The 15,555-nt window shown below is 56.3% G+C and carries 15 protein-coding genes; 3 read left to right on the top strand and 12 right to left on the bottom strand.

Annotated elements, in window-relative coordinates; genetic code table 11:
• Positions 1–20: 20 nt before the first annotated feature.
• Positions 21–1,313, bottom strand: coding sequence for an adenylosuccinate synthase (locus MICA_RS02420; RefSeq protein ID WP_014102084.1), 1,293 nt, complete (start codon positions 1,311–1,313; stop codon positions 21–23).
• A gap of 113 nt (positions 1,314–1,426) precedes the next feature.
• Positions 1,427–1,699, bottom strand: a complete 273-nt coding sequence (locus MICA_RS02415) for an ankyrin repeat domain-containing protein (protein ID WP_014102083.1) — start codon at positions 1,697–1,699, stop codon at positions 1,427–1,429.
• Between the two features lie 170 nt (positions 1,700–1,869).
• On the opposite strand from MICA_RS02415, the gene MICA_RS02410 reads away from it, so the two are divergent.
• The gene (locus MICA_RS02410; protein WP_014102082.1) at positions 1,870–2,904 is read left to right on the top strand and encodes an aldo/keto reductase; all 1,035 of its coding nucleotides are present in this window, start codon (positions 1,870–1,872) and stop codon (positions 2,902–2,904) included.
• Positions 2,905–2,967: 63 nt separating this feature from the next.
• Here MICA_RS02410 and glmM read toward each other — a convergent pair whose 3' ends face one another.
• From glmM to rsmI, 9 genes are all read right to left on the bottom strand, one after another.
• On the bottom strand, positions 2,968–4,329 hold the full coding sequence (gene glmM / locus MICA_RS02405; protein WP_014102081.1) for a phosphoglucosamine mutase: 1,362 nt from the start codon (positions 4,327–4,329) through the stop codon (positions 2,968–2,970).
• A gap of 6 nt (positions 4,330–4,335) precedes the next feature.
• Positions 4,336–6,261: an ATP-dependent zinc metalloprotease FtsH gene (gene ftsH, locus MICA_RS02400; RefSeq protein ID WP_014102080.1), complete on the bottom strand. Its 1,926-nt coding sequence runs from the start codon at positions 6,259–6,261 to the stop codon at positions 4,336–4,338.
• A gap of 132 nt (positions 6,262–6,393) precedes the next feature.
• The gene (gene tilS / locus MICA_RS02395) at positions 6,394–7,434 is read right to left on the bottom strand and encodes a tRNA lysidine(34) synthetase TilS (protein ID WP_014102079.1); all 1,041 of its coding nucleotides are present in this window, start codon (positions 7,432–7,434) and stop codon (positions 6,394–6,396) included.
• Positions 7,422–8,402, bottom strand: a complete 981-nt coding sequence (gene ybgF / locus MICA_RS02390) for a tol-pal system protein YbgF (protein ID WP_014102078.1) — start codon at positions 8,400–8,402, stop codon at positions 7,422–7,424. Before ybgF ends, tilS begins: the two co-directional genes overlap by 13 nt.
• A 26-nt stretch (positions 8,403–8,428) precedes the next feature.
• Entirely contained in the window at positions 8,429–8,950 is a 522-nt protein-coding gene (pal, locus tag MICA_RS02385; RefSeq protein ID WP_014102077.1) for a peptidoglycan-associated lipoprotein Pal, read from the bottom strand.
• Between the two features lie 212 nt (positions 8,951–9,162).
• Entirely contained in the window at positions 9,163–10,041 is an 879-nt protein-coding gene (locus tag MICA_RS02380; protein WP_014102076.1) for a SirB1 family protein, read from the bottom strand.
• 17 nt (positions 10,042–10,058) lie between these two features.
• Entirely contained in the window at positions 10,059–10,679 is a 621-nt protein-coding gene (locus MICA_RS02375; RefSeq protein WP_014102075.1) for a BON domain-containing protein, read from the bottom strand.
• A gap of 30 nt (positions 10,680–10,709) precedes the next feature.
• A complete protein-coding gene (locus MICA_RS02370) occupies positions 10,710–11,075 on the bottom strand; it encodes a YraN family protein (protein ID WP_014102074.1) in 366 nt (121 codons plus the stop codon).
• A complete protein-coding gene (gene rsmI, locus MICA_RS02365; protein ID WP_014102073.1) occupies positions 11,072–11,941 on the bottom strand; it encodes a 16S rRNA (cytidine(1402)-2'-O)-methyltransferase in 870 nt (289 codons plus the stop codon). Before rsmI ends, MICA_RS02370 begins: the two co-directional genes overlap by 4 nt.
• A gap of 101 nt (positions 11,942–12,042) precedes the next feature.
• Here rsmI and MICA_RS02360 point away from each other — a divergent pair, with 101 nt between their 5' ends.
• Positions 12,043–13,389 carry a penicillin-binding protein activator gene (locus MICA_RS02360; protein ID WP_014102072.1) on the top strand — a complete coding sequence of 449 codons (1,347 nt, stop codon included), beginning with the start codon at positions 12,043–12,045 and terminating at the stop codon, positions 13,387–13,389.
• Positions 13,390–13,447: 58 nt separating this feature from the next.
• Here MICA_RS02360 and MICA_RS02355 read toward each other — a convergent pair whose 3' ends face one another.
• Positions 13,448–14,479, bottom strand: coding sequence for an ATP-grasp domain-containing protein (locus MICA_RS02355; RefSeq protein ID WP_014102071.1), 1,032 nt, complete (start codon positions 14,477–14,479; stop codon positions 13,448–13,450).
• A gap of 408 nt (positions 14,480–14,887) precedes the next feature.
• Between MICA_RS02355 and MICA_RS02350 the strand changes: the two genes are divergently transcribed.
• A complete protein-coding gene (locus MICA_RS02350) occupies positions 14,888–15,553 on the top strand; it encodes a TetR/AcrR family transcriptional regulator (protein WP_014102070.1) in 666 nt (221 codons plus the stop codon).
• Positions 15,554–15,555: the final 2 nt, after the last annotated feature.

Here is a 15,555-nt window from a genome sequence, read left to right as displayed (position 1 = left end):
AAGTCTTAGATTGCGAGACCTTAGGCCGCGAACGGATCCTGAACCAGAATGGTATCATCCCGCTCCGGGCTGGTGGAGACCATGGCGACCGGGGTTTCGATCAATTCCTCCAAACGGCGGATATATTTAATCGCCTTGGCGGGCAGATCGGCCCAGCTGCGGGCCCCCTGCGTGCTTTCCTGCCAGCCTTCGATGGTTTCGAAGATGGGTGTAACCGCAGCCTGTTCCTTCTGCCCGGCGGGCAGACGGTCCAGACGGACACCGTTCAAATCATAACCAACGCAAACCTTAATCTCCGCAAACGTGTCCAGAACGTCCAACTTGGTCAAGGCAATGCCATCAATACCGGATGTTTTAATGGCCTGACGCACCTGAACCGCATCGAACCAGCCGCAACGGCGTTTCCGCCCGGTGGTGGTGCCGAATTCATGGCCGCGACGGCCCAGCGTTTCACCATCATCATCCAGCAATTCGGTCGGGAACGGCCCGGAGCCAACGCGCGTTGTATACGCCTTGGTAATCCCCAGAACATAACCCACAGTGCGCGGGCCTACGCCGGACCCCGTTGCAGCCTGGGCCGCCACAGTGTTGGATGATGTCACAAACGGATAGGTACCGTGATCGACATCCAGCATGATGCCTTGCGCGCCTTCGAACAAGATTTTTTCTCCGTTCTTGTTGGCGGCGTCCAGACGTTGCCACACAGGCGCGGCGAATTGCAAAATATCGCCACGAATTTGTACCAATGAATCATAAATGGTTTTCGGTTCAATCGTATCGGCACCCAAACCTTTGAGGAAGGTGTTGTGATGAACCAGCAGGCGTTCCACCTTTTCCATCAGCAATTCATCATCGGCCAGATCACACACGCGGATACCACGACGTGCCACTTTGTCTTCATAGCACGGGCCAATACCACGGCCCGTCGTGCCGATGGATTTTTTACCGCGTGCGGCTTCGAAGGCTTTATCAACGGCCGAGTGAACCGGCAGGATCAGCGACGCATTATCAGCGATGATCAAATTGTCCGGCGTGATTTCAACGCCTTGCGCGCGCACGTCACCAATTTCTTTCATCAACGCCCACGGGTCGATCACAACACCATTGCCAATGATGGAGAGCTTGCCACCGCGCACAACGCCGGACGGCAGCAGGTGAAGTTTATAAGTCACCCCGTCAATCACCAGCGTGTGGCCCGCATTGTGACCACCTTGGAAACGGACAACCACATCAGCCCGCGAGGATAACCAATCGACAATCTTACCCTTGCCCTCATCGCCCCATTGGGACCCGATGACCGCGACATTCGCCATAATACACTCTCCGTTGTTGGCCATAGCTGGCTGTTACGCTGTACACAAACATAAACCGACCCCTGTATTCAAGGGTCGGTTTTAAAAAACATTATTTGGCCATTACAGGCGGCTTAACCAACAGCTTTTTGGGCTTCGTCTTCGCGAACTGGAGCCACGGAGCCCTCGCCCACCAGACCCAGCTGTTGCATATATTTCATTTCCTTAGCGGCCAGGATGGTTTTGGCCGTATCGGCGTGACCATATTGGGTGGCCAGATTGAACGGCGTGCGCCCCTTTTCATCACGGGCACCAAAATCAACGTCGCTGAACGCCAATTGACGGATGGTGGCATTATCCCCGCACCGGGCGGCGGCAAACAATTTGTCCTGGTTGCTGATGGTCATTTGGGGTCCTTTCGTCGAATCGGGCCTATCCTAAAAACTGGCCGAAGAATATGAAAAATATCCGGTTTTGTCAACGGGATAATCCTGTATTCAGCTTCGATCCGGCCTTTTCTTTTCCCCCCGTTGCCCCACATTGGATAGCGCGATTTTAACCAAAAGGAACAAAAACCATGGAATTCAGACAATTGGGCCGGTCCGGCCTGAAAGTACCCGTGTTCAGCTTTGGCACGGCCACCTTTGGCGGGACCACGGAATTTTTCAAAGTCTGGGGCGATACCGATGTGAAAGCGGCCAGCAAGCTGGTCGATATTTGCATGGAAGCCGGCATTAACTTTTTCGACACGGCGAATATTTATTCCGCCGGCGCATCGGAAGAGGTTCTGGGTGCGGCCATCAAGGGACGCCGCAATGATATGCTGATTTCCACCAAAGCGACGTTCAGCATGAGCGATGACCCGAATGACAAGGGATCCTCCCGCTTTCACCTGATCAAGGCCTGTGAAGACAGCTTGAAACGTCTGGGCACCGATCATATCGATCTGTATTTCATGCATGGGTTTGACGCGCTGACCCCGGTTGATGAAACGTTGCGCGCACTCGACGACCTGATCACTGCGGGCAAAATTCGCTATATCGGCTGCTCCAACTTTTCGGGCTGGCATGTGATGAAATCGCTGGCCGCATCGGAGAAAGACGGGCTGGCCCGCTACATCGCGTATCAAGGGTATTATTCACTGGCCAACCGTGATTATGAATGGGAATTGATGCCGCTGGCGCAGGACCAGGGATTGGGCACGATGGTTTGGAGCCCACTGGGTTGGGGCCGCTTAACCGGAAAAATCCGCCGCGGACAAAAACCGACCGAAGGCCGCATGGCCAGCGAATCCGGTGCCGTCGGCGGGCCTGAGGTGAACGAAGAACATTTGTTTAACATCGTCGACGTATTGGACGAGATCGCCAAGGAAACCGGAAAAACCATTCCGCAGGTGGCACTCAACTGGCTGACCACCCGGCCGACCATTTCCAACATTGTGATTGGCGCCCGCACCGAAGAGCAGTTGCGCCAAAATTTGGGCGCATTGGGGTGGACATTAAGCGCCGATCAAATTGAGCGGTTGGATAATGTCAGCCATAAAACCCCGGCTTATCCATACTGGCACCAAATGGGGTTTGATGAACGCAATCCGAAACCGGTGAAGTGGTAAAATTTTCCTCTCCCCCCAAGAAAAAACGCCCCGGACATCGGGGCGTTTTTTTATAAGCGACGATTAAACCGCGACGCTTTCGATCACGCCACACAGATCATTGACCACCGTTTCGACCAGCGACTGGTCATCCCCCTCGGCCATCACGCGGATCAGGGGTTCGGTGCCGGATGCCCGGACCAACAAGCGGCCTTCTTTGACCAATTTGGCTTCGGCGCTTTCAATCGCGGCCTTGACCGCGTCGTGATCCAAAGGCTTGTGGCCCTTTTGGAAACGCACGTTTTTCAGGATTTGCGGCACCGGTGTGAAAATGTTCAACGCCGTGGACGCAGGAAAACTTTGTTGTTTCAGCGCGGCCAGAATTTGCAACCCCGCCAGCAACCCGTCGCCCGTCGTGCCGAAATCGGACATGATGATGTGGCCGGATTGTTCACCGCCCAGATTATATCCATCGGCCCGCATGCGTTCGACGACATGGCGATCCCCCACTGGCGTGCGGATCAAATCCATGCCCAGCGTTTTCAAATAGCGTTCCAGCCCCAGATTGGACATGACGGTGGCGACAACGCCATTGCCGCGTAATGTGCCATTGGCCTGGCCCGAACGGGCCAGCAGCGCCATCAATTGGTCGCCATCAACGCGGTTGCCACGTTCATCGACCATGATGATCCGGTCGGCATCACCATCCAGCGCGATACCGATATCGGCCTTTTCCGCGACAACGCGATCCTGCAACGCTTGCGTGGCCGTAGCCCCGCATTTGTCATTGATGTTGCGGCCATTCGGAGCCACGCCCATGGCGATGACTTCGGCTTCCAGTTCCCACAGAACCTGCGGCGCGATTTTATAGGCGGCACCGTTGGCGCAATCGACAACGATTTTCAGTCCCTCCAGGCTCATGCCCTTGGGGAAGCTGCTTTTGATAAATTCGATATAACGGCCCGGCGCATCTTCCAGACGGCTGGCCTTACCAATCCGATCGGCGGGGGCCAGTTCGGCGGATAAATCCGGTGTATCAATCCGTGCCTCAATCGCTTCTTCCAGCGCATCGGGCAGTTTGTAGCCATCGGCACCGAACAGTTTAATGCCGTTATCTTCATACGGATTGTGGGATGCGGAAATCATCACCCCGACATCGGCGCGCAAAGAACGCGTCAGCATGGCAATACCCGGGGTCGGGATCGGGCCGACCAGAATGACTTCCATCCCCATCGCCACGAAACCGGCGGCCATCGCCTCTTCCAGCATATAGCCGGACAGGCGTGTGTCCTTGCCGATAATGGCGCGGTTTTGGTGCAGGCCCCCCTGATCCGCGCGAATGGACGCCGCGGCAGCCATGGCCACCTTCAACGCCATATCGGCAGTCATCGGGAATGTATTGGCGCGACCGCGGATACCGTCGGTACCGAAATATTTACGGGCCATTCTGACCTACGCCCCTTGCGGCTTGATGGAGCCCAGATCGATATCGCCGCCCGTCGGAACGGATGAATGCGGACGATCATCGGTTTCATCCGGACCTGTGTCACGGATAATGGCTTCACCGCGCAGGACGGCCTTGATCTCTTCGCCGCTCAGCGTTTCATATTCCAGCAACGCCTTGGCCAGCGTGTGCAATTGATCCAGATGTTCGGTCAATTTGTCGTGGGCGCGTTTGTATGCAACCTCAACAATCTTGCGCACTTCGGCATCAATCACCGATGCGGTTTGTTCCGACATGTTTTTCGATTGTGTAACGGAGTGGCCCAGGAACACTTCTTCCTGGTTCGCGCCGTAATGCAGCGGGCCGAGATTTTCGTTAAAGCCCCATTCGGTCACCATGCGGCGCGCCATATCGGTTGCAAAACGAATATCGCTGGATGCGCCCGTCGTGACCTTTTCCTTGCCGAAGATCAATTCTTCGGCCACGCGGCCACCCATGGCCACAACCAGGTCGGCCTTCAACTTGTCATACGCAACGGACAGGCGGTCCCCTTCCGGCAGGCGCATGACCATACCCAGCGCGCGACCGCGCGGGATAATCGTCGCTTTGTGGATCGGATCGGATTCCGGTTCGTGGATGGCCAGAATGGCGTGACCGGCTTCGTGATAGGCGGTCAGGTTCTTTTCCTTGTCGGACATGGCCATGGAACGACGTTCCGTGCCCATCATCACCTTGTCTTTGGCGTCTTCGAATTCTTCCATACCGACAACGCGTTTGCCACGGCGTGCGGCCAGCAACGCGGCCTCGTTCACCAGGTTGGCGAGATCGGCACCGGAGAAGCCCGGCGTACCACGCGCAATCACCATCGACTGAACGTTTTTCGCCAGCGGCACTTTCTTCATGTGAACGCTCAGGATCTTATCGCGGCCATTCACATCCGGCAGCGGCACTACAACCTGACGGTCGAAACGGCCCGGGCGCAGCAAGGCCGGGTCCAGAACGTCCGGACGGTTGGTCGCAGCGATCAGGATGACACCTTCGCTGGCTTCGAACCCGTCCATTTCAACCAGCAACTGGTTGAGGGTTTGTTCGCGTTCGTCGTTCCCGCCGCCCAGACCGGCACCACGGTGACGACCGACCGCATCAATCTCGTCAATGAAGATAATGCAGGGTGCATTCTTCTTCGCCTGTTCGAACATATCGCGCACACGGGATGCACCAACACCAACGAACATTTCAACGAAGTCAGAACCAGAGATGGTGAAGAACGGTACGTTGGCCTCACCCGCAACCGCACGCGCGATCAGGGTTTTACCCGTACCCGGGGGGCCGACCAGCAACGCGCCCTTCGGAATCTTACCGCCGAGACGTTGGAATTTTTGCGGGTCCTTCAGGAACTCAACAATTTCTTCCAGTTCGGTTTTGGCTTCTTCAATACCGGCAACGTCATCAAACGTAATACGGCCATGTGCCTCGGTCAGCATACGGGCGCGGGATTTGCCAAAGCCCATGGCGCCGCCGCCCCCTTTGCCCTGCATCTGGCGCATGAAGAAAATCCACACACCGATCAGCAACAGCATCGGGAACCAGGACAGCAAAACGCCCATCAGGCTGACTTTGCCGCTGTCGTCTTTTTCGGCGGTAATGCGAACGCCCGTGGTGGCCAGACGGTCAACCACGTTTTCATTGTTCGGAACCAGAACGCGGAACGCGCGGCCATCGGCGCTGTAATGCCCGGTGATTTCCTGCCCCTTGATCGTGACATCGGAAATACGACCACCGCCCGCATCGGCCATGAAATCACTGTAGGCGAGCGTTTCGCCGCTCATGCCGCCCGTGGTCGCGGTCTTGCCCCCTTGAAACACATTGAACAGGAACGCCAGCGTTACGCCAACGGCCAGCCAGAACAGCAGGTTACGGCCAAAATTGTTCACAGTGATTGCTCCGCCTCTACGTTATTGAAAATGCGTGGTTTTACACGCTTTCGAACTCTACAGGATATGTAGCACATTTGTCCAAGCAAACAAGCGGTGGCAGGGGTTCAAAAAGCGCAGATTCGCTTGGTTTTAGGACGTTTTTCCGCCTTCGCGCGCGATCAGCAGACGATCCCCGCCACCCGGTGCACGGCGCAGGAGAACGCCGCCCAATGTGGCCGCCCGGAAATCATGATCCGTAAAGATCTGATCCACGATCTCCTCAAGCCTATCAAGACGCGGGCCGAAGCCTTCGCGGTCCATTGTCACATGGTCACAGGCCCGGCGAATGACGCGCAGGCGGATATCATCCGGCCATGTCGCCAACGCGTGCAGATCCATCGTGATGCCATCATTTTGAACCGTCACCACCTGCGCCCAGGCCTGATCCGTGAAATGGTCCAAGGCCGCGCGGGCCCGGCCCATGCGGCGGGCGGTGGTCGCCAGACGTTTTTCGCTTAAACCCTCTGCCGCCAGCACATCCATGCTCTGACGCAAACGGATGCGGGCAAAGGCCGTATTCTGGTTGGATGGATCGGTGGCAAAGGGAATATTTTGATCCACGCACCATGCGGTCAAATCATCCTTGGCCACATCCAGCAACGGGCGAAGAATTTGTACAGAGCCCGATGGCGATGATGTTTGCTCGTGAATAGCGGCCAATCCATCAAGCCCGCTGCCCTTCGCCAAACGAAACAAGAAGGTTTCCGCCTGATCCGTGCGGTTATGCGCAACCCATAAATTTTCGATGCCGCGCTCGACACAGAATTGTTCCAGCAAACGGTACCGCGCGGCCCGCGCCGATTCCATGATGGCGCTGTCGGGTTTGTCACCCTCCCAGCGCACGATATGGTGATGCACATTGTGCAGAGATGACACCCATGTCCCCACCTGCTTTGCCTCATCCGCGGAATTGGCGCGCAGGCCGTGGTCAACTGTGATGGCATGAATGATCGTTTGTGACGGACACACCCGTGCCAGAAGATGCAGGAGCGCCATGCTATCCGGCCCGCCGGACAGTGCAACGGCAATATGACCGGATTGAATGTGGTCACGAACGATGGGCAGAGTCCCGAACCACGCCGTGAATGCATCCGGCGTTTCAGAATTCGCAGATACGTTTAGGGATTGCATTGCAACTTCGCCATTTCCTGATCGCCTTGCGTCAGGACAGGCACGGCACCGGATGGATATTGCTTGCGCAACTGGCCCAGCGCGATGCACGCTTCCTTCGTCTTGCCCAAGCCCGCCAAAGACAGGCCGAGTTTCAGGAGATTATCAGGCCCCTTGGTTCCCTTCGGGAATTTTTGGAACCCTTCGGCAAAAATACGCGCGGCAGATTCATAATCATTCTGCGCGTAATAGGTCTCACCCAGCCAATAGGTGGCATTGCCAGCCAGATTATGTTCCGGGTTTTCGCTCAGAAATTTTTCAAACCCGGCGCGCGCCTTGGCGAAATCGCGACTGCGCACAGCAGCAAAGGATTCTTCATACAACGCCGCAGGCGTACCTGCGGTAACCGCCTGGCCCGTCGGGGCAGTGACAGCCGATCCCAGTTGACCCGATGTCGGCGCATTGACAGGCGCGGGCGCATTCGGATCAGTAACGGAAAAATCATTATTCTGCACCGGCATGTCCACAACGCCATCCATGTCGCTCGGCGGTGTTGCTGGCTGTTGATCAGGGTATCCAATCATACCGTTGCGCACGGCGGGCGTGGGCGTAACCGGTGCGGACAGGGATGCGTTTTTCAACTGCGTCAGTTCGTCGCGCAGGCGCTCCATCTGATAATTCTGTTCTTCAACTTTGCCGGTCAGAACGCGGAGGTCTTCCTCCATCTGCGTCAGGCGCAACTGCAATTCAGCCTGCGCCGTTTGATCAGCGGATGCGCCAAAGGCACCCGGCGGCGGTGTTTCGCCCTTAAAAATCGCGCGCGACAATGTCTGGATTTCATTTTCAATTCGGGACAAGCGGGCTTGCGTATCGCCGCCCCCCGATTGTGCGAAAGCCGGCGCGAAAACCGCGCCGGCCATCACTGTAACAAGAAGGGTGGAAAGAACGGTCTTACGGATCGACGGACGACCGGAATGACTGATAATCACGCGCTTTCCTTCCTTATGTTCTGTTCTTATTCAACAACGGTTACGCCGCGACGGTTTTGTGCCCAAGCTTCCGGTGTGGAGCCCAGTACAGCCGGTTGTTCCTTACCGTAGCTGACCGTGCGGATACGCGCCGGAGAAACACCCATGGCCGTCAGGTAGTTTTTAACGGAGTTCGCACGACGCTCACCCAGAGCCAAGTTGTATTCGCGTGTACCGCGCTCGTCCGCGTGACCTTCGATCACAACGTTGACGTTCGGGTAACGAGCCATCCAGTCAGCTTGCATTTTCAGCAGGTTTTGGGCTTCCGGGGTCAGGTCGATACGGTCATAGCCGAAGAAGACGCGGTCGCCGATGTTGACAACCAGATCCTGTTGCGTGCCCGGGATCGGACCGCCCATGTCTTGATAGGAACCGTCCAGCGCACCGGGGGTCATGGTGTCGTTCGCGCCAACGCGCACTTCACCAACTTCAGCTTGATCATCCTTGGAAGAACAAGCAGCGAGAGACAGGCCCATAGCGGACACCAGCAGCAGATTACGGACGAACATGGGACGACTCCTTGAATTCTTATGAATGGTTCAGGTTGTTTGAGAGACGCAGAATCACGCCCCCAGAGAGCTAATACAGAATCTTTTATTCGGTTCCCCAAGTACTTGCAAGGGCCGAACAGGTCCATCACATAACATATTCTGGACATTTTTAAGGCAAGGGCGCGGCGCTTTGCGGGCAGACGTCCGCAAGCTATGGTTATGAAAATAAGTCAGTTCAGAATATCCCGCACCTGAAATAACAACATTTCCGCGTCCTGCCGATCCTGTGGGCTCGGCGCGCGGGGAATATACGCCTCTAACGCCGCGACCGCGTCATTCAACCGCCCCGTCCGCGCATATAACACCCCCGCATCCAGCAGCAAGCGGACTTCATTCGGATCAAAGGCGCGCATGGCTTCGACGGCATGAAGCGCACCTTCGTAATCTTCAGCCTCAATCCGGCGCAGTTTGATGTTGTTTTGCAGTCGCACCAGAATGGTGCGGTTATCCGCCGGATTGTAATAATCAGCAGAAAGTTCTGCATTCGGACCCAAAGTCTGTTTCACCAATTGGCGCAAATCAGGTGCCTGTAAAATTTTACATCCGTTAAACGGATCAAAAATCACACGCAAAGCCCCATCGTCCATGCGGCACACAAAATGACCGGGAATGTTCAGGCCCTGAACACTCCACCCAATGCGGCGTCCTGCCTCAATACACAAAATCGCCAACGTAATGGGCATGCCACGACGACGGTCAATCGTGCGGATCAGGCTGGCGTTTTGCAGATCGTCATAATCATCGCGGTCCCCGTCATACCCGTACTGATCGCAAATAATATGCTTCAGGGCCGCGATTTTTGTTTCCGGCGTATCGTCCGCCCCGGCATCAATCAACGCCACGAAACGATCACGCACATCCTCGGACAAACGGCGCAGATGGCTTTCATACTGATCCAGCGTAATCCCCGGCTGGTCCAGCGCCGCCAATAATAATGCCGTGCCCGCTAAATCAATCTTCCCATCCGGCAACGCCCCCAATCCGCGCAGATGATTCATGACATCGGCGGGATTATCGGTGCGTAATGTGGATATAGGGGATTGGTTCATAGGTTACAAATCCGGTCTTACTGCTGACCCGCTTGTGACACGATGGGTTCACCCAGCATTTTGGCGTAGCTGACCACCTGTTTTACGCCGCGAATATTTTTCGCCAGCGCAATCACGCGGTCCAGCTCCGCCTGATCCCGCGCAACGCCCATGATGTAAACCGTACCATCCACCGTATCGATCGAATAGTTGATAGACAAAATATTGCGATCAAACGTCATGGATGTGCGCATATTCGCCGAAATCCACGCATCATTGGCGTAGCTGACAAATCCCGCACTTTCATCGACGCGAATTTCGTTGATGACCTGCTTCACGCCTTCAACCTGCCAGACCAGACGCACGGCCTCAACGCGGTGATCGGGGTTTTGCACAATACCGGTCAGCAACACGCGCCCCTGATCCACGGTCAGGCCGACCTTGCGGAACATGTCAACGTCGTGACGGAACCAGCTTTCATTAATTTGTGTGCGGATACGCACGTCGGTGGCCGCTCCACTGATTCCCCCCTCGCCCGCGGCGGCAATACCCACAGTCGCGCCCGCGCCCGTGGCCACACCCAGCGGCGAACACGCCCCCAGCGCCAACATTGTCGCACACGCCAAAGCCATAAAACCGGATGAGGTAGAAATTTTCATGTTGGGAACCCCGATGATTGTAGAAATACGTTAGAGCGCGCCGGATAAATCCCACGCATTCCTAATATGCCGCAAGGAAAAGGGCGGAACAATGGCAATCACGTCAAAACGCGGATCAAATTCGCCTCGCAAGCGCGCCATATAATATTGTGCCGCCCGCACAATCCTCCCGCGTTGCGTCGGGGAAATGGATTCCAGCGCCGTGACCATATCCATCCGGGTTTTAACCTCAACAAACACAAGATTTTTTCCACGCCGCGCGACAATATCAATTTCCCCGACCGGGGTACGGCAACGGCGTTCAAGAATACGATATCCGCACACGCGCAGATAAACCGCAGCCCAAAATTCCGCGTTCATACCCCGGCGATAGCGATCCGGTTCGCCCTTCTTCATTCATCGCGTCCTTGTTTCGAAACAATCAGCGCGCGTTCATAAATTTCCTTTTTCGGTCGGCCCGTCTGTTCCGACACAAACGCGGCGGCATCCTTGACCCGCATGCTGTCCAACGCGGATGCAATCATCGCATCAATCGCCGCATCATCCATTTCAACATTATCGGGCGCCCCGGATACGACCAGAACGATTTCCCCTTTCGGGGGGCCATCGGCCGTATAATGCGCAATCAGCTCCGACAGTGTCCCGCGGCGGGATTCTTCGAACATTTTTGTGATTTCACGCACCACAGCGGCATCGCGGTCGCCCAGAACATCGCGCATATCAGTCAATGAATCCAACAGGCGGGGCGCGGTTTCAAAGGCCAACAAGGTCGCGGGGCTGTGCGCCCAACGTTGCCATTCTTTTTTGCGCGCAACCGATTTGGACGGCAAAAACCCAATAAAGCAAAACGCATCGCTGGGCAGTCCGGAAAGTTGTAGCGCGGTCAACGGCGCATTCGCCCCCGGCAGGCTGGTGACCATGATCCCCAGATCCTGGGCATCACGAACCAGTTTATAACCGGGGTCGGACACCAGTGGCGTCCCCGCATCGGACACCAGCGCCATGGATTCCCCATTGGCCAGACGGCTGAGGATCGCGGACCGCCCTTTATTCTCGCTATGGTCGTTCAGAACCAGCAGCGGCTTGTTCGGAATGCCGTGCGCCTGCAGCAGCTTGGCAGTCACACGGGTGTCTTCACATATAATGGTATCGACCGTGGTCAACACATCCAGCGCCCGCAGCGTCATATCGCGCAGATTACCGATGGGCGTGGAAACCAGATACAGACCGGGCGGCAGGGAAACGGGGTGCAGTGTTTTCATACTTCTATATATAAGCGACAAAACCCGGCCTTTATAGCCCTTTATGAGTGTGCTAGGCTCTGCGCCACACCGCGGCATCTCCCACAAAGGGGACTTTTCACATGTTTCAGCGTCTTTCCGTTCTGTTTTTCATGATTTTGACGGCGGCCACCCTGTTGACCGCCTGTGGGTCGTCCTCTTCCGATCCATGGACCCGCCCGACGACTCAGGCCCCGGCCAGCGAGGCCCCCGGCTCTTTGGATGCCCGGAACCAATGGCTGAACACCGATCCGCAAACCACCCCGCAGACGGACGCCCTGCTGAACCAGCCGAGCGACAGCACGGGTACATTCACCCCGCCCCCCGCCATGCCCGTTCAAAACCTGCCGCCGGTGAAGGTGGCCTTGCTGGTGCCGCTGTCCGGCCAAGGCAAGGATGTTGGTGAGGCGATTATGAACGCCGCACAACTGGCGTTGTTTGATGTTGGTTATGATGCATTTGAATTGATGCCGCGTGACACCCATGGCACGGCACAGGGCGCATCCGCCGCCGCCGAAAGCGCCGCCCGCGATGGCGCGCAGCTGATCCTGGGCCCCTTGTTCGCCGATGAAGTGCGCGCAGTCAAAACTGTGGCCGCCCGTTACAATCTGAACGTCATCGGATTTTCGACGGATTGGAAGCTGGCCGGTGGCAACACCTTCCTCATGGGCTTTATGCCGTTTGGCCAGGTCCAGCGCGTTGTCGATTACGCGGCCACACGCGGCATCCGCAATGTCGGTGTTATGATCCCCGACAGTGAATACGGGCAGATGGTGTACGGCGCTTTCCAAAACCGCGCCCCGGTTGTTGGCATGCAAATGACATCGTCCATGCGGTTTACCCCCGGTGACAAAAACATGACCGATGCGGTGAAGCAATTCAGCCAGTATGACATGCGTCATGCCTCTGGTGCGCCGGCCCCGTTCGAGGCCGTGATGATTCCGGCGGGCGGAACCGACGCACGGGTGCTGGCCAATCTGCTCACCTATTTCGACATGCCGCCGCAACAGGTGCGCCGTATCGGAACGGGATTGTGGGACGACATTACGCTGGCCTCTGATAAAAACCTGCAAGGGGCGTGGTTTGCGGCACCAGAGCCCTCGGCCCTGCAAACCTTCAACAGCAAATATCGCAATGCCTATGGCATCACACCGCCACGCGTGGCCACGCTGGGTTATGATGCCGCGGCGCTGGCCGTTGTGCTGGCCCGTAATGGCCACATGACGCAGGGAGCCCCCGCCTTTGACTGGAATTCCATTATGAACCCGAACGGGTTTGCTGGTCTGGACGGCATTTTCCGTTTCCGCCCGGATGGGCTGGTGGATCGCGGGTTGGCCGTTTTGGAATACAGGAATGGCCAGATCGTGGTGGTCGACCCCGCCCCGAAAACATTCCAAACCCCGATCCAGCAAAGCAGCGTGATCCAGTAAATACAAAAAAGGCGGCCCGGTTGGAGCCGCCTTTTTCTTATTCTGATTGGGAATTTGCTCAGGCTGCTTTCTTTTTCGCTTTGGCGGTCTTCGTGTCGAAGATGCTGCGCACGTTGCCCAGCCAGCGTGTAAAGGACGCGCCGCCACCCGTGGCCACCGCCGCCGTTGCACGACGCGCCGCACGATGTTCAGCCAGCAGATTTTCAATACCGGCATAGACCTGTTTCGGAATATTCACACCACAGGCCTTTTCCAACCCTTTGAAGCCCGGGAACACATTGGCTTCGCAAACGGTGTAATGACCGTCATCGGTAAACAACAGGTCAATGCCCGCAATATCCGCGCCCAACGCCCGCGCGGTTTTCACCGCAATCCATTCGGCTTCGGCATCGGGTTCAAATTTCGCAACCGATCCACCCAGGGAATAGTTGGCTTTGAAGCTGCCGTTGCCGGACCGGCGTTCCATGGCACCGATGACCTTGCCATCAACCACGAACAAGCGCAGGTCACGGCCCGATGATGCGGCCACAAATTTCTGCATTATCAGCTGAACGCCCGAACTGGTTTCGCCGATAAACGCCATCATGTCGGTAAATTCGTTTTCATTGTTAAGCAGGAAAACACCGCTGCCCTGTGTGCCCAGAACGGTTTTTACAACAACCGGGAAGCCCAGATGTTTTTCAACCATTTTCACATCGACCGGGAATTTGGCCAGCATGGTGGTCGGGGTCGGAATGTTGTGTTGGGCCAGAACCTGGTGCGTGTGCAGTTTGTCGCAAACGCATTCAATCGTGGCGGCATCGTTCATGACCAAAACGCCCTGGCGTTCCATTTCACGAATAACGGCCATGCAGAAATACATGTTTTCATTGCGCGCCAGATAGGGGAAGCACACATCCGGCAAAGCAGTTTTGACGCCGTCGATCAGGATGCTGGGTTCCGCATCACCATCGGCGACCAGAATTTCGAATTGGTTGGGTTTATAGACGGTCACATCGTGGCCGAGCTTTTTGCCCTCTTCCATATAACGCAGCGTTTCAAACGCTTCGGGGGTATCGAGGTCACGCTCGTAAATAAACCAGATTTTCATGTGTCGAGTACGTCCTGTGTTTTTTGGTTAACATTCCAGCGGTCCGCGTCAATTACGCGACTTAACTTTATGCGCGGGCCGCTGCCTGATGGTCTCGTCGAATACGCCTAAGTGGTTTGGCCATCACGCCATGCACAGTCTTCGATGGCCCTTTTTATACCTGAAAATGTCGCGCGCGCCAAACAGGCCGCGGCTTTTCTTTCATTATCAATAGGTTACACAACATAATTATTCTGGAAAATAGACCAATTGTGGCGATTTGCGGGCACAGTGCAGAATCTGTGCAGATTTCCGTCCAAGGGGTTGCGCTGACGCGCTGGCTATGGATTCATGCCCCCTCGCCCAAAATCGGATACAGGGCGTATCGTTTTCACTTCGCACATATATATGAGCACCCAAGGATTTCCTATGTCACACGCCTACGCCCTGAACCAGATTCAAACCGACGCCGCCATGGATGATGGTGGATTGAACAGCGTGCAAACCGCCGCCCCGGTGAAATCAGGCCGCCCGCGCAGCGAAGAATCCCGCAAAGCCATTTTGGATGCGACCCGTCGCCTGATGCTGCACACACCACTGCGTGATTTGTCGATTGAAGCGATCGCGCGCAAGGCCGGCGTGGGCAAGACCACCATTTACCGCTGGTGGCCGAACAAGGTCGCTGTGGTGATCGAGGCTTTTTCCGACCAGCTGGACCTGCACACCCCGCATTTGACCGAAGTGTCGATGACCACCACCGACGCCCTGATGGCGCAGGTCGATAAAATGATCCGCCATTTGCGTGGCCGCAACGGCCGCATCATTGCCGACATCATGGCCGAAGCTCAGGCCGATGAGGGTGTGATGGCCCTGTTCCAAGCGTTTTACATGGATACCCGCAAGCAAGCCCTGCAACACATCGTTTACCAGGGACAACGCAGTGGCGAATTCGGGGCCGTCATTGCGCCGGACATTGCCGCCGACATGATCATGGGCCCCGTGTTCTTCCGCCTGCTGACCACGCGGGACGGGCTGGATGAGCGCTTTATTGAGGATTACCCGATCACCGTCCTCAACATGATCCGTGGAGCCTAGAG

This window comes from Micavibrio aeruginosavorus ARL-13 (assembly GCF_000226315.1).
Lineage (GTDB): Bacteria > Pseudomonadota > Alphaproteobacteria > Micavibrionales > Micavibrionaceae > Micavibrio > Micavibrio aeruginosavorus_B.
Note: the sequence above shows the minus strand (reverse complement) of the source record. Positions and strands in the feature narration are given on the sequence as shown.